Source organism: Ignavibacteria bacterium, from assembly GCA_016707005.1.
In the GTDB taxonomy this organism is placed as follows: domain Bacteria; phylum Bacteroidota; class Ignavibacteria; order Kapaibacteriales; family Kapaibacteriaceae; genus UBA10438.
This window is the reverse complement of the sequence record JADJIQ010000005.1, coordinates 1,136,157-1,158,078: the sequence shown is the minus strand read 5'-3', so window position 1 is coordinate 1,158,078 and position 21,922 is coordinate 1,136,157. Positions and strand designations below refer to the sequence as shown.

The following is a 21,922-nucleotide window of genomic DNA, read 5'->3' as shown; positions in this document are numbered from 1 at the left end:
ATACAGTATGACGGTATGACGGTATGACGAGAGTCTACCGAGTATAAACGAACGAAACTGTCTGCACTCTGTCTTTCAAACGCCGAACGACAAGACGCAGGCCCGGCGCTTTGCCAATTAGACTCGGTGCGATATCGTGCTCAAACACCCCGCTTGAGATCGGAGTCTGAGATTCTATTGAACCGAGACCATCGTAGATCTCGATCACGGACGGCGAAACATTCCCGTCAAGTAGCACTGTGGTTCCGCGCATCTCAAGGTGTGCAGTGCCAAATGCTGCTTGTTCATAGACGGAGGTAGGTCCTGCCAGTTCAAACTTCTCGTAGATATTCAAGAGGTTGAACGGGGCCTGTACAAAATCAACCTGACCTTGGAGTATATCTGGCTTATTGTCTCCATTGCCGTCTCGAATCACTCGAAACTGTTTCAATCGCACATGTGAGCTGACAGTAAGGTATCCGAATGGTTTTGAAATATTGTCGAGCCGTGCGAAATACATCTCTTCACCCGTACCCGCTTGAAAGACAACAAGCGGAACGCCGAAGACATGGCTATCAGGAACCGTTCCATAGATCCACAGTTGGTCATCCGTTATACGCGTAACCCTCTCAAGGTCTCGATTTGCGAGACGATCAACGACTGTGTTGTCAGCACCTGTTGATGTCTTGAATTTTCGGTAGATATAAACATCACCCTTTTTGCCATCCTTCCCAACGAACCACTCCTTGGGTTGCTCACAACCATCACAGCGTAGTGACAGGGAAGAGAAGTCTCGCCAGCTGAACTCAAGAGAATCCGGATTGACCTCAAGGATGCTTAACTCCATTGCATACAGCTTATCATTTGGGCTCCCCGCTGTATCTCGTGCGATCACCACCAAGCCGTCCTTCGTGACTGTTTCGGTGACGATAGTTCTACCCGGGACAGCGGGAACGTGTATCGTCTTATCGCATTCAAATGGAGTGAGAGATCCGTTCGGTACGATGTTGTACCATACGGAGTCGTTGATTGAACGTACAACAAGATCTGGCTGATCGTCACCGACAAGATCTGTGGTAAATGCATCCTCTTTGAACGACGGACCACGCAGACAATACCTCAGATTCTCCTCGGTCACAAAGGAAGTCGTATCACCGTTGCATTGGAATGCCTCAACCATTATGTCGGCATGCCACTGAGGAGCAGGTGCACCAGATACGACTCAACGACTTTGTTGGTCGGCCTCCTTGGAAGTCAAACATTGTACTCACAGATATCAGGTTGGCTGCCGAGTCTCTGTCGAGTTGCCGGACATGTGAATCTTTCAACGTACAATAAGCGTTCCCACCAATCCCTACCACCTGCAATAGGTCCATACCGGTTGCACAGAGATTGGTGACGCTTTCCATTTCATAAATACCGTACAACTGCGAAGTGCTGTTAGGATCTTTCTCAAAACTCACGTTCTCGAACCAGATTCTGTCCGCCGTTCTTGTATCCAGTCTAACCGGGTCTTGAGCAGACACGTACTGAGCCCCGACAAGTAGCAACACTAGTACGATGCGTTTCATGGTAACCCCTTTTGTAGATTCACACCAAAATGGCACAAGACTCCGATATCTACGAACGCATCTACGACATCGTCCGCCAGGTCCCTGTAGGACACGTAACGACGTATGGTTCTATTGCTCAGGCGATCGGCAGCCGATCCGGTGCCCGGCTTGTTGGGTGGGCCCTCAATGCTGTGGCGCTCTCCGACCGTACGGATATCCCCTGTCACCGCGTGGTGAACCGCCTGGGCGAACTATCCGGGAAGATGCATTTCGAGACGCCGTTTGTGATGCGCGAGCGGTTGGAGGCCGAGGGGGTGACGTTTTCCGGGGAGGCTGTTGACATGAAGAGGCATTTGTGGGTACCGCCAAACCTCGGCTGACCGTATCTTTGCCGTTCATGTCAAATCAAAGGAATCATATGAAGGTCTTTCTGACCGCTGCAGCTGCATGCTGCATCCTCGTTGCTTGTGATAAAGCACCAGAGGTAAACGAAGTAACACCAGCTACAGAAGCTGACTCATCTAGCTACGCCATCGGTCTTCAGATCGGCAAGTCGTTCAAGCAGCAGTCACTCGATGTAGAACTCAACATGCTGGCCGCGGGTATCCGCGACGCAATGGCCGAAAAGCCACTGCTGACCGATTCAGTTCTGCAGACCGTGATGATGAAGCTTCAAGACAAGGCCATGAAGAAGATGCAGGAAGAGCAGACCAAGAAGGCCGATTCTTCGCGCAAGCTTGGTGATGCATACCTCGCCGCAAATAAGACCAAACCGGGCGTTGTCACAACAGCCAGTGGCCTTCAATATCAAGTGGTTAGCGAAGGAAAAGGGCCGAAGCCAACAAAGGATAATACCGTCAAGGTACACTATACAGGTACGTTCATCGACGGTAAGGTCTTTGACAGCTCTGTTCAACGCGGCGAGCCGGTGGAATTCCCAATAACCGGCGTTATTCCTGGTTGGACTGAGGCGCTCATGCTCATGAACGTTGGATCGAAGTACCGCGTAGTGATCCCAAGCAATCTAGCCTATGGCGATCAAGGTATGGGTCAGACCATTCCTCCCGGCGCGGTACTCGTATTCGACGTGGAACTCCTGGCGATCTCCAAGTAACATCCTCTCACATCACTTTTCAGCAAAGCGATATGCGCACAATCATCATTCTTGCGATTGCACTTGTCGTCGGTATCGGCGCCACAGAGGCAACCGCCCAACAAGCAGTGAACAGCGTGAAACCAACAACACAAAAGGACTCGGCGAGCTACGCCGTAGGTATGCAGATCGGCAAGTCGCTCAAGGACCAAGGTCTCGATCTCGATGTGAATCAACTCACAGCAGGTCTGAAAGATATGCTGGCTGGCAAGCCCCTTCTCACCGATTCAGAACTTCAGGCTTGCATGACGGCACTCCAGGCACAAGCCATGGCGAAGATGCAGGCGGAGTCCGCCAAGAAGGGCGATGCGAACAAGGCAAAGGGCGAGGCATTTCTTGTAGAGAACAAGAAGAAGGCTGGCGTGATGGTCACACCGAGCGGACTTCAATACAAGGTTGTGACCGAAGGCAAGGGCAAGAAGCCAACCAAGGACAACACCGTGAAGGTGCACTACACAGGCACGCTCATTGATGGTACGGTCTTTGACAGCTCCGTCCAACGTGGTGAGCCGATCGAGTTCCCTCTCAGCGGCGTTATTGCCGGCTGGACGGAAGGTGTTCAGCTCATGACCGTTGGCTCAAAGTACATGTTCTATATCCCATCGAATCTTGCCTACGGTGCTAATGGTGCCGGGCAGACGATCGGCCCGAACGAAACACTCATCTTCGAAGTAGAGCTGCTCGATATCACAAAGTGATCCTCGAGACCATCCGGACTTTTTCCAAAGGGTTGTGCATCGTTGCACAACCCTTTGCATTTTGGGGGCATGAAGCCCTTCCTGCTCCATCATGCTCAGTTCACTCCAGCGCTTCTTGCGAGGCTACGCACCCATTACCCGGGGCTGGTGATCGTTCCTGGCCAAAGGCCGGAAGAAGCGTACGTAGAGATCGCCACGGTTTCTGATGAGACGTTGGAGCAGATAATTCTTGACCTGGAGTTCTTCGATCGCAACCCTAGTGTTCCCCTGGAGAACATCTGCGCACATCTGGCCCATTACATTCCAAACAACGAGAGCCAGCATGAGTTGATGAAGTACGCCCATTTGCTCGTTGAACTCAACGATAACAGTGCCGGCGCCGGGATCTACATGTGGGGCGATGCCGGTATCGGCAAGAGCCATATGTCCGTTGCCATCAGCAAGGTGTTTATGTCTCGGGGACTCAACCCGATCTTTATGTCGGCAGATGCCTATTCTTTTGATACCCGACTTGACCTCGAACCGGGTCAGGTTTGGATCATCGACGATATGAACTCCGGCTACGGCATTGCCTCCCGACTCTTCAAAAAAGTCGTAATGCACATCCACGACAAGGGTGGCAGGATGTTCGTCACGAGCAACAAGCCTTACGACCAACTTATGCATGAGGCGTTCGTTGGGGACGGGGATGCCAACCGCATGCGGTATGACGACCGCACAAAGGGGATGTTCAAGATCCTCCACGTTACTGGATCGAGCTACCGTCAAGAACATGCGTGGTATAATTCTCCGTAACTTTGCTGATTCCCTTCAATCGCAAAGTTCTTCTCGTGTATCTCATCCCCGTCATCGCACTTCTCGCTCTCCCGCTCCTTGGCACGATCTATGCCATTTGGGCTGCGTTTCAGGGCGACATCTCAACATTCAATGTCCTGATGTGTGTCATCGGCGTTATCCTCACCGAATACGGCATCACCATGGGCTATCATCGTCTCGTTGTCCACAAAGCATACGAGCCGCACCCTGTACTAAAAGCAATTGTCCTGGCACTTGGCTCCATGGCATTCCAAGGCCCGGTGGTGAATTGGGCTTCGGTTCACACCAAACACCATGCCTTTAGCGACCAAGAAGGCGATCCGCACTCACCTACGATCAGTGGCTTTCTTTACGCCCACTTCGAATGGTTGCTTGCGATGAACACCCCCAACATGAACGAGATCAAGGCCAAATGGGGTGCCCGTTACACCAAGGATCCGATGATCGATTGGTTCTCCCGCACCTTCCTTTTCTGGGGACTCGGCAGCCTTGTGATCCCGGCCATCATCGGATATTTTGTAGGGGGCGGTCATGGCGCTTGGATGGGCTTCATCTGGGGCGGCTTGGTTCGCATCTTCATCTCTTCGCACGTTACATGGAGCGTGAACTCTGTCTGCCACTACGTTGGCGGAAGGATGTTCACCACAACAGACAAGAGTCGGAATAATTTCATCGTTGGCATTCTCGCTCTTGGCGAAGGCTGGCATAATAATCACCACGCCTTCCCTGCTTCTGCCTTCCACGGTATGAAGTGGTGGCAGATAGACGTTACGGGGCTTAGCATTCGCCTCTTCGAAGCGATCGGCCTTGTGAAGAAGGTGGTCCGTATTCCGGACAGCCTACTCGAGAAGCGCCGCGAAGACGGAAAGAAGTCCGCAGTGAACGTCCAGGTCCTCGCCATGACAGAAGATCCTGTCGAGGAAGAGGTGGCCTAACGGAGGCCTTCGTTCATGACGTTGTTCAGTGCTACGGATCTCAGTAAGTCGTACTACGAAAAGGTTCTCTTCGAGAACATCTCGTTTGGTATGCAGGACGGCGAGCGTATTGGAGTGATCGGCCGCAATGGTGCCGGCAAGACTTCACTCCTTCGCATCATCGCAGGAATAGACGTTCCCGATTCGGGTGAGGTCGCATTCAATAAAGAAGTGCGCGTAGAATATCTCGAGCAGCTTCCTGCGTTTGACGTGGACGACACGGCACTCCACGCCGTTGTCTCTGCATACGACGAATCACATGGTCACCTCGAAGACTGGGAACTAGAAACCCGAGCTCGGCAGACCCTTGGCAAACTTGGTATTCACGATCCGTCGAAGAACGTTCACATCCTCTCGGGCGGTCAGCGCAAACGCGTAGCCATCGCTCGAGCACTCATGGCTGAACCGGATCTCCTCATCTTGGATGAGCCTACCAATCACCTCGACACCTCAAGTGTTCAGTGGTTGCAGGACGATCTGCAATCAACAACACGCGGTCTGTTGCTCGTTACGCACGATCGGTACTTCCTCGATGCCGTCTGCACGCGCATCATCGAGATCGATCAGAACAGACTCTTCTCCTACGATGGATCGTATGAGCGGTATCTGGAGCGCAAGGAGTCGATGATCGCCGTAGCAGATGCCACAGCCGACCATCAACGCAACAAACTGCGCACGGAGCTTGCTTGGCTGCAGAAGGGTGCCAAGGCGCGACGGTCAAAACAGCAAAGCCGCATCGACTGGATCGAGAAGATGAAGAAGGAGCAGACCACTGCTTCTACAGAATTCCGCGACATCGACATTGAAGTTGGCGGCAGATTCCTCGGTGGGAAGATCATCGATGCCATCGACATCTCCGTTGCACCGATCATCACTGACTTCACCTACCGTGCGGCTCCCAAGGACCGCATCGGTATCATCGGTGCCAATGGCGCCGGGAAAACAACACTTCTCAATCTCTTGGCGGGCAAGAAGCCCCCTACTCAAGGCCACGTTACCATTGGTGACACTGTTTCGATCGGATTCTTCCAGCAAGAGATCAAGGATCTGCAGGAGAACGAAACTGTGGTGTGGAATGTGCGAGACATCGCTGAATACATCGACGTTGGGATCGGTCGCGAGCGCTACATCACCGCAAAGGAACTATGCGATCGGTTTGGCTTTTCCTCCAAACAGCAGCATGCATACGTTCATACTCTGTCAGGGGGCGAAAGACGTCGCCTTGGCCTGCTCCGTATCCTGATGTCGAACCCGAACGTTCTCTTCCTCGATGAGCCCACGAACGATTTCGATCTCGTAACGCTTTCGGCACTGGAAGACTACCTGGCCTTCTTTAAGGGTGTCCTGTTGATCGTATCGCACGATCGAGCATTCCTCGATAAGACCGTAGACACCATTTGGGCCTTTGAAGAGGGCGGTAGGATCAAGGAGTACCCCGGGAATTATTCGTCCTACCTTGAGAAGATCGAAGCAAAGCCGAAGAAGGGCTCGGCGAACAAGGAGTCTGGAGCAGGGGCCAAGGATCCGGGTTCACCAACAACGGAAGCCCCAAAGAAGTTGACCTATAAAGAGCAGCGCGAGTACGCTACTCTTGAGGCGAAGATCGCCGATCTGGAGAAGCAGAACGAAGAGATCGTTGCGTTGTTGGGATCAGGTAGCGGTTCCTATACAGACCATCAAGAGTGGGCCGCCAAACACGATGCGCTCATGGCTTCCATCGAAAAGGCAACCACCAGGTGGATGGAGCTTGCAGAACGGCTATCTTGACGTATGCACGTGAGCGTCTACACCCGACTCTTCAGCGAGCCGTTTCGGATCACCGAGCCGGAATTCGTTCATATCGCAGAAGATGCTCGTACGCGGGGCGACGCGCCGTCTGAGTGCAGTGCACTGATCGACCTAGCGTTTGCACGCATCCATATGGGCCAGGCATCCAAGGCGTTGGAGCCCATCCGCCGTGCGATCGATCTTGCGCAGGAACACGGCCTCCGTGTTCTTCACTTGCAGGCAAGACTCTGGCGCGATTGCGCCATTCATTTCAGCAACGACCACACTACTCAAACCTTGTTCGACGAACTCATCGTTGAACTCGCCGAGAGTGGACTTACTGACCTCGTCCCGGTTGCCATGGTTGTGCGTGCCCGTGAGCATGATAGGTCCAACGAGCGAGATCTTGCACTGAAGATCATCAACGATGCGTTTGTCGTGCTCAAAGATGTAGCAGACCCGTATGTGCGATCATTCGTGTACCGCCTTGCAGGGATGATTCTTCGTTCGGCGGAGCAATTCACGCAAGCGTTCACAGTGTTCGAAGAAGCGCGTTCCGCGGCTGAGCATGCAGGGCTGCTCTCCCAGCTTGCACGAACACTGAGCGCGATGGGATCCGCATATGTTGCGGACCAACGTCCTAAGGATGGACTTACCGAATTGCTTGTTGCTCTTGAGCTCTACCGGAAGCTCGAGATCAATGACTGGTATGTGGCAGAGACCAATCTCAATCTTGCCATCCTTCATGATCAGGGCCACGACCATACCAAGGCTATCGAATACGCTACACGTTCCAAGGAGCTCTTTGAAGCTGCCGGAGACCTTACAGAAGCCGCGAGAGCTGAGAACGTCATGGGCGTATTGTTCGAACGTATGGGTGACCTTGACAAAGCATTGCGGACGTATCAAGATGCCGATGCAAAGTTTAGGATCACACAAAGCAGAGGCACTTCGGCAACCCTGCCCTATGCCAATGCAGCCAACGTACTACGCATCCGCGGCAGATCGAAGGAAGCATTGGACATGCTCACCGAAGCGCTCGAACGCTCAAAGGCAAACGGCAGTGCCATTGGCGAATCGCAGGCCAATGCCTTCTTGGGATCGTTATTCGATGAAGACAACAGTCCGCTCTATGACCCAAAGAAGGCAGAAGAACATCTCCTGCGCGGCTACCAACTCGATCACCTTCGTGGCGGTTCGGCAAGCCCCCTTATCCTAGAACAACTCGCACAGTACTACGAGCATCATAAGGATTTTGAGCGAGCATTGCGATTCACGAAGGAGTTGTTCGACTACAGAGATCGCGTTCGTGATGAGTCAGTCCAACGCAGGATCTCACAACTCGAAGACCGCAGGCGGATCGAAGAGGCCTACAAGATCGCGGAGATCGAACAGCTCAGAAACGTGGAGCTCAAGGCCGCGCAGACACTCTTGGTCGAGAGTGAGAAGATGGCATCGCTGGGTCAGCTCACGGCCGGCATTGCCCACGAGATCAACAATCCCGTGACGTTCATTGCCAGCTCAGTCGCACCGTTGCGCAGAGATCTACTTGAGTATGAAGCGATCGGTGGCACTGGCCCCCTCGCTGATGAGCTTCGTGCAGAGATCTTTGAGCTCTTGGATGGTATTGAAACCGGTGCCCGACGGACGGCAGAGATCGTTAAAAGCCTGCGAACCTTTTCGAGGCTCGACGAAGGTTCCATCAAGAAGACCGACATTGTCAGTGGCATTGAAAGCACGCTCACGTTGCTCAACACCAGGATCCGTGGGGTGGTTGAGATCGTGAAGGAGTTCGACGAGGTCCCACACATTGAGTGCAGGGCCGGACAGATCAATCAGGTCATCATGAACATCCTCTCTAATGCGATCGATGCGTTGGAGAAGACCATAAACCCAACAATTCGTATCGGTGTCCGCAGAGCAGGTGCGAACCAGATCTCGATCACGATCGCCGATAACGGGAATGGGATCCCGGAAGAATCGGTGCCCCGGCTTTTTGAGCCGTTCTATACAACAAAGGATGTTGGAAAAGGAACGGGGCTTGGGTTGTCGATTAGCTATGGTATCATTGAGCGTCATCACGGACGAATCGAAGTCCACAATGACAACGGAGCCGTATTCTCCATCACTTTGCCGATCGCCCAACCAGCGAGCGACACGATCTAGAGTCAGCCATGAACACAGACCTTGCCCATATCCTCTACGTTGACGACGAAGAGTTCAACCTCACCGCATTTCGCGCAACGTTCCGCAGAAGCTTCAACGTCCACACTGCTCTGAGTGCGAAAGAAGGCGAAGAGATCCTCCGCACCCAACCGATCGAAGTGATCATCACCGACCAGCGCATGCCTGAGGTAACCGGTGTTGAGTTTCTCGAACGCGCGCGTGTTTCGAGACCCGAGTCTATTCGAATGGTCCTCACCGGTTTCGCAGATCTCGAAGCCATCATCAATGCCATCAACAAGGGCGAGGTCTACCGCTATATCACAAAGCCGTGGGACGAACATGAGCTGAAGATGGTGATCGATTCCGCCGTTGAGACGTACCGCCTGAGGTCGGAGAATAAAAGGCTTCTTGAGCACCTTGCTCGATACAACGAAGAGCTTGAACAGACAGTGGCGGAACGCACCAGCGAACTCAAACGCAAGAGCGACGATCTGGAATCCTCGAATAGGTCGGTGATCGAACAGAACCATCAGATCACGAGACTCAATGCCGAGAAGGCAGAACTTCTCGCACTTGCCGGCGAGGACCTTCAACGTCCGTTGAAGGAGATCCTCTATGCCGCTTCTCATGCCATTGAGCGCGACAAGAAGCTCAGCATCGATGATGCCATTGCATCCTTCATCACCGTGCGAAGTGCCGGAACTCGTATTCAAGCCGTCCTCGAGAATCTGCTCCTTCTCAATACCATTGAGAAGTCGGGCGTGGCCGTCTTCCCTACCCACCTCGACCCAGCAATGATCGTCCAAACCGTTGTGATGGGGCATTCTCATCGAGCCAAGGAAAAAGGCATCACGATCAATTTCGAGCGCGTAGGTGGATTCGGAATGGCCCATTCCGACCCAGCCGGCATTCAGACCATCGTGGATCACTTGCTCTCGAACGCACTCAAATTCTCACCCAAAGGTGCCACGGTGTCGATCTCTGTTGAAGCCAAGGATGGCGCTGCTACGATCCGCGTTGCCGACCAAGGCCCCGGATTCACAGACGCTGACCGTGCGAACCTCTTTACCAAGTTCGCCACCCACAGCGCAAAATCAACAGACGGCGAGCTCACAACCGGCCTCGGCCTGAGTATCGTGAAGAACTACGTCACAGCCCTGCAAGGGACGATCACCTTAGAGCCCCCTATCGGAAATGGGGCCGTGTTCGTTGTGGAGCTGCCTGCGATGCATCGCTGAGGCCAACCACAATGTCCCACGACTTCGTCGTGGGCTACATACTTCATTTCGTTATCCCATTTCTATTTCCCACGAATTCGTTTTCCCACGACTTCGTCGTGGGCTACATTCTTCATTTCGCTATCCCATTTCTATTTCCCACGAATTCGTCGTGGGCTACATACTTCGTTTCGTTATCCCATTTCTATTTCCCACGAATTCGTTTTCCACGACTTCGTCGTGGGCTACATTCTTCATTTCGCTATCCCATTTCTATTTCCCACGACTTCGTTGTGGGCTACATACTTCGTTTCGTTATCCCATTTCTATTTCCCACGACTTCGTCGTGGGCTACTTCGTTCATTTTCTGAAATCCGGCATGGAATGTCACGTTTATGGGTGAAAGGGGCACGATAGAGACAAATCACTGTACTCTGTCGCTAATGGTGGAAGGAGCCCCTTTATGCCACATTCCTTCGATAATGTGCTGTTGCATATTGTATTCGCAACAAAATTCCGAGAGAAGATCCTAGGAGACGATATCCGGAGTGAACTCCACGCATATATCGGGGGCATTGCGTCCAACATTGGGAGCGTCCTTCTTGCTGCCGGATCTGTGAGCGACCACATTCATCTACTTGTTTCGTTGCCTCGTACGTGTACACCGGCCAAACTCGTGCAAGACATCAAGGCCGGCTCATCAAAGTGGATACGATCGAAGGGCGGGAGATACGCTTGTTTCTCGTGGCAGGTGGGATACTCCGTCTTCTCTGTGTCTGCATTTGATAAGAAAGGGCTTGTGCGATACATCGAGAACCAAGCCTCACATCACGCAAGGGAGAGTTTCGAATCAGAACACCGGAAGCTCACAGTAAGGCATGAGATAGCTGTGAACGAACCGAATAAATGGGATTGAAAGCCCCGTAGGGGCGATATTCAGTAGCCCACGACGAAGTCGTGGGAATATGGAAATGGATTCGCGAAGTCATGGGAATATGGGAATGGATTCAGGAAGTCGTGGGAATATGGAAATGGATTCACGAAGTCGTGGCACCTCAGAAAGTTTGCATTTTTCGCCCCGTTGTACGATTTTTGTATCGATACCCACCCCGTACAACGACTAAGGTTCGATATGCAATCGCAAGCGTTAACGATCTCTCCCAAGTACCAAGTGGTGATCCCACAGGAGGTGCGGGCACAGATCGGACTCGTCCCTGGCCAGCGCGTGCGGTGGCTCATTCATGAAGGAATGCTTGTATTGGTACCGGTTCTCACCATAGATGAGATGCGTGGATACCTCAAGGATCATGATATTCGGCTGATTAGGGACAAAGAGAAGTTTGAGCCATGAAGACTGAACCAGTTGTTCTCGACTCCTCGGCGTGGATCGAATACGTTCAGAACGGACCGAATGCGGACGAATATGCACGTGTATTCAAGGGCAAAAACGTAGAGATCATCGTCCCCAGTGTGTGCATTTTTGAGGTGTACCGCTCGATCGAACGCATTGTCTCAATGCGTGAAGCAATGGCGGTCACGATGGGTATGCAGGCCTACGTTATCGACGAACTCTCTTCGGATAGAGCGCGTCAGGCAGCAGCGATCAGCAGAGCCCATAGTTTGTCAACGGCCGACGCCATCATCTATGCAACGGCTCAGTCCTATGGCGCAACACTCTACACACAGGACGCAGACTTCATCAAACTCCCCGGCGTAAAGTACTTCAAACACCGCCGTTAACTAGCACTCTAACAATCTAACAATCTAACACTCTAACAATCTAACATCATGGCAACGCAAGACCTCTCAATGATCTCCACCGTCTACAGCAATCTGCCGGGCAAGGTAGCCGCAGCGCGCAACGTGGTGGGTCGCCCCCTAACTCTCGCCGAGAAGATCCTTTACTCACACATGATGGATATGCCAACAACGGCGTATACACGCGGCGGTGCGTATGTGGACTTCAACCCGGACCGTGTTGCGATGCAGGACGCCACGGCACAGATGGCATTGTTGCAGTTCATGTCGGCCGGGATCCCCAAGGTTGCTGTTCCTTCAACGGTACATTGCGACCACCTCATTCGCGCTGAACACGGCGCCACATCGGATCTCGAGAAGTCGCTCACCGAGAACAAAGAGGTCTTTGACTTCCTCGCGAGCGTCTCCACCAAATACGGCATTGGTTTTTGGAAACCGGGTGCGGGCATCATTCACCAAGTGGTGATCGAGAACTATGCCTTCCCTGGTGGCATGATGATCGGCACAGATTCACACACTCCGAACGCAGGGGGCATGGGTATGCTCGCTATCGGTGTTGGCGGTGCAGATGCCGTTGATGTGATGGCGGGCATGCCGTGGGAATTGCAGATGCCAAAGCTCATCGGTGTGAAGCTCACCGGCAAGATGAATGGCTGGACAAGTCCGAAGGATGTGATCTTGAAGCTTGCGGGCATTCTCACGGTCAAGGGCGGCACCGGTGCCATCGTTGAATACTTCGGCGACGGAACAGCATCATTCTCCGCAACAGGTAAGGGCACGATCTGCAACATGGGCGCAGAGATCGGCGCAACAACATCGGTCTTCCCGTATGATGCATCGATGGAGAGATATCTCCGATCGACCGGACGCCATGACGTAGCGGATCTTGCCAACGGTGTTGCAGAACATCTTCGCGCAGACGCCGAAGTAGCATCCAATCCGGAAGCCTACTACGATCAGGTGATCCATATCGATCTTGATGCCTTGGAGCCCCATATCAACGGACCATTCACACCGGACCGCGCAATGGAACTCTCGGAATTTGTCAAGGCCGTCAAGACAAACAATTGGCCGGAAGAACTCCGCGTTGGTCTTATCGGTTCATGCACAAACTCCTCATACGAGGATATGAGTCGTGTGGCCGACATCGCCGCTTTTGCAGCTGCTAACGGACTCAAGGCCAAGAGTGAGTTTACTATCACGCCGGGCTCTGAGCAAGTGCGCGCTACTATCGAACGTGATGGCATCTTGGCAAAGATGGAAGCTATCGGCGGAGTGGTTCTAGCAAACGCCTGTGGTCCATGTATTGGACAATGGAAACGTCATGACGTCCAAGCGGGCGACAAAAACTCCATCATCACCTCCTTCAACCGCAACTTCACCGGTCGCAACGATGGCATCAAGGAAACCCACGCCTTTGTTGCATCACCGGAGACCGTTGCCGCATTCGTCCTTGCCGGCAACCTCACAACCAACTTCATGAAGGAGCCGATCGATGGCGTGATGTTGCAGCCACCAACCGGTCACGAGCTCCCGGAACACGGCTTCGTTCCTGATCCCGACGGCTTCATCGTACCCGCAGAAGATGGTAGGGGGCTGAGCGTGGTTATCGCACCGGAGAGCAACCGCTTGCAAGCACTTGCACCATTTGCAGCACCGAAGCCTGAGGAGTATCAGAACATGCCATTGCTTCTCAAGGCAAAGGGCAAGTGTACAACCGACCACATCTCTATGGCCGGACCGTGGTTGCGTTTCCGCGGTCACCTCGACAATATCTCCAACAACATGTTCATCGGTGCCATCAACTACATCAACGACACTGCCAACGCCGTCAAGAACACCTTCACCGGCGAATACGCAGAGGTACCCGCAACTGCGCGCGACTACAAAGCCCGCGGCATCTTCTGGGTTGTTGTTGGTGACGAGAACTATGGCGAAGGATCATCTCGCGAGCACGCTGCCATGGAGCCCCGTTTCCTTGGAGGCAAGGCCATCATCGTAAAGAGTTTTGCTCGTATCCACGAGACAAACCTCAAGAAGCAAGGCATGTTGCCGCTCACGTTCGTAAACCCATCGGACTACGACAAGATCCGCGAAGATGATCGTCTCTCCATCGACATCACCACCATCGCACCGGGCGCGCCAGTATCACTTGGCATCACACATGCTGATGGAACGAGCGAGACGATCGAACTCAAGCACACCATGAATGCTCAACAGATCGGCTGGTTCAAGGCAGGCAGTGCGTTGAACTTGATCGCAGGGCGGTAAGAGGCGAAGGGGCGAAAGGGCGAAAGGGCGAAGAGGCGTTCGTCACCCCGAGCGAAGTCGAGGGGGCGAAAAGTTTTAACGGCCTGCTATCCGAAAGGATGGTGGGCCGTTTCGTTTATTGCGTTTGTTTCTCCTTCTACCGGTACGAAGGTCGATAGAACTGAGCAGGGTTCAGTTTTGAGAGGAAGATGGGACTGTAGCACATCTTCGTCTTCCCCCTCCATCTATCACTTTCCTGCAGCACGAGAAACGCCAAGCGCGTCTCGTAGGTCCGTGCACCATGATACGCTTCTCTGTTCAACCGGATGAACTGATTTGGCGGGATAGGTAACGGAGACTGACCTAAACCGCATCCAAGACTGAGCTCCTCAACTCGGACCCATGTATAACGGGGCGAACGACGAGCCTCGAGAAACATCTGCACGCCTTCATATGAGCGCCCAAGCCATGCAGTGTCAGACATTCGATTAACGATACTGACAAGCAGTTTGCTATTCCCGTCTCTGTGTTCTGTGATGAGATGAACATCGTCCAATCCATCCACTTGTGTTGCGAAGGTGAGTCTTGCGCTAGTTGACTGATCTACATTCTTAGGTAGCAGATCTTCGCCTTCTCTGGATACAAATGATCCATACATGTCGCCCTGATAGGCAATGTCTCTTTCATGCTCAGAACTTGCACGATTGCGGCCTCTCCACACAATGCTACCATCGGCCGCAACAACACACATCGTGTCATGTATGGTTACAACAATTTGATCCTTATGAAAAGAGACAACACTGTCTACCCACATCGTATCGATCTGACGTACGGAAGAGTTTGACTTGGCTAGAAACCGCAACCGTGTTGCACTCGAGAACCAAGGGTCTTTGACAACGATTCTCGAGTCTGTGCCAAGAACAACGCCTCCTCCTATCAAGATGCCACGAGTTTCGCGCAATAAACGGGCAACGCTGCTAGCCTTGGGCCAATACCAGAACAACTTGCTCAGACGATCCAGTGTTGACCTGCGCCCACTTCCGACGATTTCTTGGAGTCCAGAACGCACGATAACGCCTTTGAACATCATGGCCTCTTCGTACGACAGTACGTCGCGGGCTACACCCGAGTGATCCACGATAAGAGCATAGACGTATCCACTCGTGGTTCGTTGAAAGAGGACTGCTAGGGGAATACCCATGACTGCCTTAACATGCGTAACGTTCTCATACGATCGAATCGTGCGACCGTCTCGATCAATCAATCTCCAATTGCATGGAGATCTTTGATCTATTGGCGCAGAAGGAGAGTCACAAACGAGAATTCTAGAGGTGTCCATTATCGCATAGTCGTGACCCGGTATTGCGAGGAATCGTCCCGTCGATGTCACGAGCCCCGACCCTGAGTCAGTTTCCACGTGCGCTAAGCCCCCTTCGAACGGCCCGATATATGCCTGGTCACACGAGAAGACCACACGGCCGTTAGTGTCAATCACCGATGCGCGGTCGTCGAAATAGACCACAGCCAACCCTTCCGAGAACGGCATAGCCAGGTCCCACGTTGGCTCAATGACCCAGGCTCCGCTCTGGTTGATATAGCCAAACAGGCCAGTATCACGCGCGGGCGCTCGGTTGTGGGTAAAGTCACCTACAGATCGAAAGCGCAAAGGGACCACAATCTCGCCTTGCTCGTTCACATATCCCCACATGCCCCGTTCACAAACCGGAATCCTCGTTGGCCCATTGCCAGCTTCTAGGGACGAATCGTATTGTTCCGGAGCAATCGCGGCCACTTCATCATGAAGACGATCCATATGCATAGGTAGCACAAGCGCGAGTCCGATCAGCGCAAGAAAGAGTGCTACTCCGATCAACCATAGAGATCGTCTACTCACATTCACCTCCTTTTAGGTGTTCTCCACCAGAAGAGCTCTTTGGGTGGATCATGCTCATACATCTTGTCGGAACTCACTGTTTTTTTTCTGATCACCTTCCATCGCCCTTGTTTGTCGAATGTGCTCACGGTCTCAACGCCATCGTCGGTTTCCATTCTGGCGTACAGCTTTAGACTGTCAGCGTCGACTCTAAGATATTCGGTAGAATAGCCCGAGTAGAATCGATATGCTTCAAGATAGTCTAGCTCACTAAAGTATCTCAGGTTGGGATATTCATCGGAGTTGACGATCACTGTGAGCCGCTGGGCGGTGTCGTTGTAAACAACCAATTGCTGTAACTCATTCGCTCCTCGACCAGCTAGTCTTGATTGAAAGACGAGATCATTCAGTTTGTCGCCATTAAAGTCAGTGATACTCGCAGCAAGCGACGGACAGTCATCACTCTCAAACGAACAGGAATCGCGTTGTTGCCACCTTGCTCCATCTTTGACATAGAGTCGTACTCGTGTAATAGACCGATACTCCATACATGCTCTCACCACCTCAATCTTGCATTGGCCTTTTCGACCAAATGACGTGCTATCGAGGAACATCTCGACTTCTTCCAAGTGAGTTCTAGAGGTGTCAACTTGTGTACTGACGCGACCTGCATTGAGCCCCTTTTGAATCGAATGGGGCTCGTCGTGGTTTTGTTGACATCCACACACGACTGCGAAGAGTGAAGAAAGCAACAACCAAAGAACATTCATGGACATGATTAGATCGCCCCTTCCTTCTCACGTTGACTAGCACTGAGTCGAATATAGACAGGTATTCGGTGGACGAGTATCTCAACTCCCTATCTTTCGAAATGTCCCCTAACAAATCGTGCCCGGTGGTCTTGCGGTGTAACAACAGCATCGTTGAGATCTTGGCATTCCGCCATCCAATCGCTGGGAATCAGCTCGTCAAGGGCACCATTGAACAGGGTGAATCAGCACATCAAGCCGCGATACGTGAGCTTCGAGAAGAAGCCGGCCTGTTGAACGCAAACATTATTGGGGATCTCGGTACATGGGAGACGGGGTATCAGGATCAGATATGGTCGTTTCACCTATGTTCCGTCGACTCAGAACTACCAGATGTTTGGGATCATTATACATCTGATGACGGAGGGCATCTCTTCAGCTTCTTCTGGCACCCTATCGACGCGGAGTTAGCCGAAGACTGGCATGAGGTGTTCCGAGGTGCAATTACCTTTGTTAGAGAGGCACTTCAACATAGAAAATGATCTTCCTATGATAGTCAACTCACTCACGCATTTTGTACGGACGATACATACGCCAATAGGAGTGTTGCGTATTGCCTGCACCGAGCAACACATTGTATCTCTCGATTGGAATGTTGTTTCACCGGATGAGGGGGCTTCTCATCATCCGCTGCTGCTACGGGCAGAGCAACAACTGTTGGAGTACATTGATGGTACGCGGTGGGCATTCGATCTTCCGTTGGAACCGAAGGGAACGGAGTTCCAGAAAAAGGTTTGGACGGAGCTTGTGAACATTCATGCAGGAGAGACACGAACGTATACGGACATTGCCGTTAAGGTAGGAGGAAGGGAAAAGACACGTGCAGTGGGGACGGCAATCGGTCAGAATCCGATCCTCATTTTCATCCCCTGCCACCGCGTGATTGGTCGAGATGGGAAGCTTACAGGGTATGCAGGGGGTCTCCACCACAAACGGTGGCTATTGCAACACGAGGACCCGATGTTCCTCTGAGCCCCTTCCCTTTCCAATCAACACGATTACTGGCTAGCTGTACCTGCTGAGCCAAAGAGAACGGCAGTTCCAAAACTGAGTCGTGTTGGAAACGGAGTTCGGCACGAAGTTGAATTGGCCCGGAGTTGACCACGTCGCACGCTGCCATGAGGTTGATACCGAACATGGTCTGGAACCGCTCTATGATAGTTCGGTCCATGAGGAATCATGGTTCGTAGATTGCGCCAATGAGTCGGAGAGACTAGTCTACTAATCAGAAACAATGATTCCATGGGTGCTTCCCTACAAGAAGTAGAGGCTGAGTTAGCTCAAGCATTCAATCGACACGACCACGATTTGATCGGGCGTCTCGCTGATGAACTCGCCATGATGGGTACGGATGACGCACTTACGGCCGCTTCAATGTCTCTTGGCGTCCTTTGCTATCTACGCAGCGAGCCGGATGCATCTCGAGATCACTTAAAGGATGCCATCCACAGAGCACACACGATCAACAACAGGCATCGAGAAGCTCGTGCCCACAACGCTCTTGGAGCAGTGGAGCTGCAGTTAGGAAACAATGATGAAGCCTTCATTCATCTGAGTGAAGCCCAACGCATCTTCTTCGATCTCAAGGACGATGTTGCTGAAACGAGCGTGCTCTCGAATCTTGCCGCCATACATATTGTCCGATCAGAACATGTGAAAGCCCTAGAGTGCTATTACACAGTTCTAGAACGTCAAGAACGTATTGGAGATCAGTTCGGAATTGCCATTGCCCTCGGAAACATCGGGAACATCAAATCTCTGGTGGAGAGTTATGAGTCTGCTATTCAGGATTATTCACGTGCCCTTGATCTTCATATCGCTCTCGATAACCGCGCCGGTATTGCAGGCGTTCGTCTACATCTAGCGGGCGCATACGACGGACTAGGTGATATTGATAGCTCACTTGCGCATGCCCTACAAGCACTTGAGATCTACACTGAATTGGAAGAACCCGATGGGGTTGGACGTAGTGCCTGCACTGCAGTTAATACGCTGCTGAAAGCCGAGCGCGTTGTTGAAGCCGAAGCACTTCTTCCAACGGCTCTCAACTGCAATTCTTCTGATCCGTGGATACGGATGTCCTGCTGGGATTCTCTCGCGGCCATCAAACAACACCATGGGGAAATTGAACAGGCCACTACCCTTGCCCGTGATGCACTTGCTCTTGCAGAGCACCATGGTGTGCAGAACTATGAACTACTCCTTCACCGTAAGATTCGCGAGCTCTCTCGGCTACGGGGCGATCTCGACGCCTATGTGTTTCACAATGAAGCTCATGATTCTCTCAAGCAAAGGATCGCAAGTGCATCTACACTGCAACGTATCGCAGTACTCGACGCTGATCGCCATCTATCTGATGAACGAAGAGAACGTGAGAAGGAGCGCGCCATCCTCTATTCTGCCTTGCCGAAGGCTCTTGCCGATCGAATGATACGAGGAGAGAGCGTTACCGGCGATCACTACTCGAATGCTGCCGTGCTATTCGCTGATGTTGTTGGGTTCACTTCGTTCACCTCAGATATGCCACCTATGGAAGTAGTATCCTTCCTCGATACGTTGTTTCACACATTTGATGAGATCTGTGACCGATTCGAGGTTACGAAGGTGAAGACCATTGGTGATTCGTATATGTGCTTCAAGGCAGATGAACAGAAATGGACGAATGCAGAAGCTATCTCCAATGTTGCAGTCGCGGTCCAATCTCTTGCGATTCATTGGCCAACTGGTGAGCCCCTTCTACTACGAATTGGCATTCACCAAGGACCTGTCACAGCCGGTGTGATCGGGTCTCAGCGACTTCAATACGATGTTTGGGGCGACACAGTGAATGTTGCCTCACGGATGGAAAGCACGGGTGAAGCGGGAAGGATCCATGTAAGCTCAGACTTTGCCCGAGCCTTGCAAGACGAAGAGTCAACAACGCGAAGGAGTGAGATTTCTCTCTTGCTGCGCGGAGACGTAGAGATCAAAGGGAAAGGGGCTATGCAGACGTATTGGTTGGAGGGATCGTGAGGCCATTGGATGTACTTGCGGAAGAAGTTGATGCCGCAGTTGCAGTCAGCGACGGCCAGAAGTTGGCAGCGTTGTCGGCAGAAGCTCTCCGCCATGATGACAACAGAGGGAAGGCAATTGCGGAACTCGCTCTTGCACACTCTGCCAAGATCGGTGGTCAAAGCAAGGAGTCGGGGCACCATGCTCAACAGGCTTTAGATCTCTTTACGTCGATCGACGATGAGGTAGGTCGCGCAGATACGCTAATGCTCACGGGAGTACTACATGCACAAGCAGGCGACCTCGAGAAGTCTGGAGCATGTTATCGAGAAGCACTGGACATCTTCAGTCACCTTGGAGATCCCCGTCGAATTGCTCGCGCAACGATGAATCTCGGCTCTCTTCACCGTGCTGTAGGAGAGTATCCCATTGCCCTAGAGTTATTCCATCGCGCGCTGGAATTGTTTGAACGATCAGATGATCAACGTGGAATTGCCTCCGCCGTAGGCAATATTGGAGTTGTCTACAAGAGCACTGGCGACTTGCCGCGAGCCCTAGAGTGTTACCAACGGTCGCGCGATCTATGCGAGTTATCCGGCGATCGCCGTGGAACCGCCATCGGCATCGGAAATGTTGGCATCATCTTCTTTGACACTCAAGACTACTCAACAGCACGAATACACTTCGAAGCCGCACTTGCCATCCATCAGGAGATCGGAGATCTCCACGGTGTTGCCCGAACCACCGCTAACATCGCCAATATTTATTCACAGACCGGGGATCAGGTCTTGGCACGTGAGTACATGATCAAGGCGTTAACATTGAATGATGATGTTGGAGATGTTGCCTTTGGACTTCACGTGTTGGGGAACCTTGCTGCTTCCTACATTGATGACGGTCTCCTTGATGAGGCAAGAGATGCGCTCACTCGAATGGAACAGGTCAGTTTGGGCGAGGTCGAGACGAAGGCAGTCCATCGAGCCATGCTATCACGCCTCCATGAGCATGCCAACGAATTCGATAAAGCCTATGAATTGATGGTGGAGTCTATTGACCTGTTAGAAAAGGTTGGAAGAACAGCTGATGCCGGTGACCATCACGCAGCCGCACGCGAGCTGGCAAAGAAGCGTATGGATTTTGACGGATATGTTCTCCACAACACAGAATATCTGCGCATTCGAGATGAGGTGATGGGTCAGGAAGCAACTCGAAAGATCGCCATGCTCGAAGCGCAGAAGTCCATAGATGCAGAACGCGCCGAGAAGGAAAAACATCGTTCTCTGCTGTATAACACCCTGCCCCCTGCCATTGCTGATAGAGTGTTACGGGGCGAGACAGTTAACGACTCATTCGAGACGGCAGCGGTGATGTTCATGGATATGGTTGGATTCACTTCCATGTCTTCTGCGATGTCGCCAGATGATCTCGTCCAACTCCTCAGCAACATTTTCACTGCATGTGACGCAGTGGTTGCCGAACATGGGCTAATGAAGATCAAGACCATCGGCGACTCCTACATGTGCGTTGCCTTCAACAACAACGTTGCACTTACTTCGGCACTGGCAGCGTACCAGATGTTGCGCGTAGTGAAAGAACGATTCCCACAGATCCGCGTGCGTATCGGTCTGCATTGCGGTCCGGTCACTGCCGGCATCATCGGCACGGAGCGCCTGCAATACGATGTATGGGGCGATACGGTCAATGTTGCCTCACGTATGGAGAGCTCCGGGGAGCCCGGCAGGATCCAAGTGTCGAGCGAAATGGCGAAGAGGCTACGTAACACAGAGGCGAAGGGGCGAACGGGCGAAATGGCACTGTTGCTACGTGGAGAAATCGAAATCAAGGGCAAGGGGCTAATGGAAACGTATTGGTTGGAGGGTATATGACATTGGTCATAGGATACGGGCCCGTTTAGAGA

19 protein-coding genes are annotated in these 21,922 nt (G+C 52.4%); 16 read left to right on the top strand and 3 right to left on the bottom strand.

The window, feature by feature from the left end; genetic code table 11:
• Window positions 1-34: 34 nt before the first annotated feature.
• Window positions 35-1,159, bottom strand: a complete 1,125-nt coding sequence (locus IPI29_13255; GenBank protein MBK7413514.1) for a hypothetical protein — start codon at window positions 1,157-1,159, stop codon at window positions 35-37.
• Between the two features lie 420 nt (window positions 1,160-1,579).
• Between IPI29_13255 and IPI29_13250 the strand changes: the two genes are divergently transcribed.
• The 12 genes from IPI29_13250 (at window position 1,580) to IPI29_13195 (ending at window position 14,352) form a co-directional block, all read left to right on the top strand.
• Window positions 1,580-1,912 carry an MGMT family protein gene (locus tag IPI29_13250; protein ID MBK7413513.1) on the top strand — a complete coding sequence of 111 codons (333 nt, stop codon included), beginning with the start codon at window positions 1,580-1,582 and terminating at the stop codon, window positions 1,910-1,912.
• Window positions 1,913-1,950: 38 nt separating this feature from the next.
• Window positions 1,951-2,646 (top strand): FKBP-type peptidyl-prolyl cis-trans isomerase, encoded by a 696-nt coding sequence (locus IPI29_13245; protein ID MBK7413512.1) that lies wholly within the window; start codon window positions 1,951-1,953, stop codon window positions 2,644-2,646.
• 32 nt (window positions 2,647-2,678) lie between these two features.
• On the top strand, window positions 2,679-3,383 hold the full coding sequence (locus IPI29_13240) for an FKBP-type peptidyl-prolyl cis-trans isomerase (protein ID MBK7413511.1): 705 nt from the start codon (window positions 2,679-2,681) through the stop codon (window positions 3,381-3,383).
• 69 nt (window positions 3,384-3,452) lie between these two features.
• Window positions 3,453-4,178, top strand: a complete 726-nt coding sequence (locus IPI29_13235; GenBank protein ID MBK7413510.1) for a hypothetical protein — start codon at window positions 3,453-3,455, stop codon at window positions 4,176-4,178.
• 35 nt (window positions 4,179-4,213) lie between these two features.
• On the top strand, window positions 4,214-5,134 hold the full coding sequence (locus IPI29_13230; GenBank protein ID MBK7413509.1) for a fatty acid desaturase: 921 nt from the start codon (window positions 4,214-4,216) through the stop codon (window positions 5,132-5,134).
• A gap of 15 nt (window positions 5,135-5,149) precedes the next feature.
• Window positions 5,150-6,940 (top strand): ABC-F family ATP-binding cassette domain-containing protein, encoded by a 1,791-nt coding sequence (locus IPI29_13225; protein MBK7413508.1) that lies wholly within the window; start codon window positions 5,150-5,152, stop codon window positions 6,938-6,940.
• Between the two features lie 3 nt (window positions 6,941-6,943).
• Window positions 6,944-9,106 carry a tetratricopeptide repeat protein gene (locus tag IPI29_13220; protein MBK7413507.1) on the top strand — a complete coding sequence of 721 codons (2,163 nt, stop codon included), beginning with the start codon at window positions 6,944-6,946 and terminating at the stop codon, window positions 9,104-9,106.
• Window positions 9,107-9,114: 8 nt separating this feature from the next.
• Window positions 9,115-10,344 carry a hybrid sensor histidine kinase/response regulator gene (locus tag IPI29_13215; protein ID MBK7413506.1) on the top strand — a complete coding sequence of 410 codons (1,230 nt, stop codon included), beginning with the start codon at window positions 9,115-9,117 and terminating at the stop codon, window positions 10,342-10,344.
• Between the two features lie 442 nt (window positions 10,345-10,786).
• Entirely contained in the window at window positions 10,787-11,239 is a 453-nt protein-coding gene (gene tnpA, locus IPI29_13210) for an IS200/IS605 family transposase (protein MBK7413505.1), read from the top strand.
• Between the two features lie 216 nt (window positions 11,240-11,455).
• Window positions 11,456-11,674: an AbrB/MazE/SpoVT family DNA-binding domain-containing protein gene (locus IPI29_13205; protein ID MBK7413504.1), complete on the top strand. Its 219-nt coding sequence runs from the start codon at window positions 11,456-11,458 to the stop codon at window positions 11,672-11,674.
• Window positions 11,671-12,063, top strand: coding sequence for a type II toxin-antitoxin system VapC family toxin (locus IPI29_13200; GenBank protein MBK7413503.1), 393 nt, complete (start codon window positions 11,671-11,673; stop codon window positions 12,061-12,063). The genes IPI29_13205 and IPI29_13200 overlap by 4 nt, the downstream gene beginning before the upstream one ends.
• Window positions 12,064-12,111: 48 nt before the next feature.
• On the top strand, window positions 12,112-14,352 hold the full coding sequence (locus IPI29_13195; GenBank protein ID MBK7413502.1) for an aconitate hydratase: 2,241 nt from the start codon (window positions 12,112-12,114) through the stop codon (window positions 14,350-14,352).
• 136 nt (window positions 14,353-14,488) lie between these two features.
• On the opposite strand, the gene IPI29_13190 is transcribed toward IPI29_13195, so the two are convergent.
• Entirely contained in the window at window positions 14,489-16,225 is a 1,737-nt protein-coding gene (locus tag IPI29_13190) for a WG repeat-containing protein (protein MBK7413501.1), read from the bottom strand.
• Between the two features lie 2 nt (window positions 16,226-16,227).
• Window positions 16,228-16,818 carry a hypothetical protein gene (locus IPI29_13185; GenBank protein MBK7413500.1) on the bottom strand — a complete coding sequence of 197 codons (591 nt, stop codon included), beginning with the start codon at window positions 16,816-16,818 and terminating at the stop codon, window positions 16,228-16,230.
• A gap of 257 nt (window positions 16,819-17,075) precedes the next feature.
• Here IPI29_13185 and IPI29_13180 point away from each other — a divergent pair, with 257 nt between their 5' ends.
• The 4 genes from IPI29_13180 (at window position 17,076) to IPI29_13165 (ending at window position 21,890) form a co-directional block, all read left to right on the top strand.
• A complete protein-coding gene (locus IPI29_13180) occupies window positions 17,076-17,495 on the top strand; it encodes an NUDIX domain-containing protein (protein MBK7413499.1) in 420 nt (139 codons plus the stop codon).
• 7 nt (window positions 17,496-17,502) lie between these two features.
• Window positions 17,503-17,985 (top strand): methylated-DNA--[protein]-cysteine S-methyltransferase, encoded by a 483-nt coding sequence (locus tag IPI29_13175; protein ID MBK7413498.1) that lies wholly within the window; start codon window positions 17,503-17,505, stop codon window positions 17,983-17,985.
• Between the two features lie 270 nt (window positions 17,986-18,255).
• Window positions 18,256-20,025, top strand: coding sequence for a tetratricopeptide repeat protein (locus tag IPI29_13170; GenBank protein MBK7413497.1), 1,770 nt, complete (start codon window positions 18,256-18,258; stop codon window positions 20,023-20,025).
• On the top strand, window positions 20,022-21,890 hold the full coding sequence (locus IPI29_13165) for a tetratricopeptide repeat protein (protein ID MBK7413496.1): 1,869 nt from the start codon (window positions 20,022-20,024) through the stop codon (window positions 21,888-21,890). The genes IPI29_13170 and IPI29_13165 overlap by 4 nt, the downstream gene beginning before the upstream one ends.
• Window positions 21,891-21,922 lie beyond the last annotated feature (32 nt).

What these genes read in the sequence shown, in the direction of transcription:
- IPI29_13240 (MBK7413511.1), top strand. Translation starts at nt 2,679, where the DNA reads ATGCGCACAATCATCATTCTTGCGATTGCACTTGTCGTCGGTATCGGC.
- IPI29_13195 (MBK7413502.1), top strand. Translation starts at nt 12,112, where the DNA reads ATGGCAACGCAAGACCTCTCAATGATCTCCACCGTCTACAGCAATCTG.
- IPI29_13220 (MBK7413507.1), top strand. Translation starts at nt 6,944, where the DNA reads ATGCACGTGAGCGTCTACACCCGACTCTTCAGCGAGCCGTTTCGGATC.
- IPI29_13235 (MBK7413510.1), top strand. Translation starts at nt 3,453, where the DNA reads ATGAAGCCCTTCCTGCTCCATCATGCTCAGTTCACTCCAGCGCTTCTT.
- IPI29_13225 (MBK7413508.1), top strand. Translation starts at nt 5,150, where the DNA reads ATGACGTTGTTCAGTGCTACGGATCTCAGTAAGTCGTACTACGAAAAG.
- tnpA (MBK7413505.1), top strand. Translation starts at nt 10,787, where the DNA reads ATGCCACATTCCTTCGATAATGTGCTGTTGCATATTGTATTCGCAACA.
- IPI29_13175 (MBK7413498.1), top strand. Translation starts at nt 17,503, where the DNA reads ATGATAGTCAACTCACTCACGCATTTTGTACGGACGATACATACGCCA.
- IPI29_13215 (MBK7413506.1), top strand. Translation starts at nt 9,115, where the DNA reads ATGAACACAGACCTTGCCCATATCCTCTACGTTGACGACGAAGAGTTC.
- IPI29_13200 (MBK7413503.1), top strand. Translation starts at nt 11,671, where the DNA reads ATGAAGACTGAACCAGTTGTTCTCGACTCCTCGGCGTGGATCGAATAC.
- IPI29_13255 (MBK7413514.1), bottom strand. Translation starts at nt 1,159, where the DNA reads ATGGTTGAGGCATTCCAATGCAACGGTGATACGACTTCCTTTGTGACC.
- IPI29_13205 (MBK7413504.1), top strand. Translation starts at nt 11,456, where the DNA reads ATGCAATCGCAAGCGTTAACGATCTCTCCCAAGTACCAAGTGGTGATC.
- IPI29_13170 (MBK7413497.1), top strand. Translation starts at nt 18,256, where the DNA reads ATGGGTGCTTCCCTACAAGAAGTAGAGGCTGAGTTAGCTCAAGCATTC.
- IPI29_13185 (MBK7413500.1), bottom strand. Translation starts at nt 16,818, where the DNA reads ATGTTCCTCGATAGCACGTCATTTGGTCGAAAAGGCCAATGCAAGATT.
- IPI29_13180 (MBK7413499.1), top strand. Translation starts at nt 17,076, where the DNA reads ATGTCCCCTAACAAATCGTGCCCGGTGGTCTTGCGGTGTAACAACAGC.
- IPI29_13245 (MBK7413512.1), top strand. Translation starts at nt 1,951, where the DNA reads ATGAAGGTCTTTCTGACCGCTGCAGCTGCATGCTGCATCCTCGTTGCT.
- IPI29_13250 (MBK7413513.1), top strand. Translation starts at nt 1,580, where the DNA reads ATGGCACAAGACTCCGATATCTACGAACGCATCTACGACATCGTCCGC.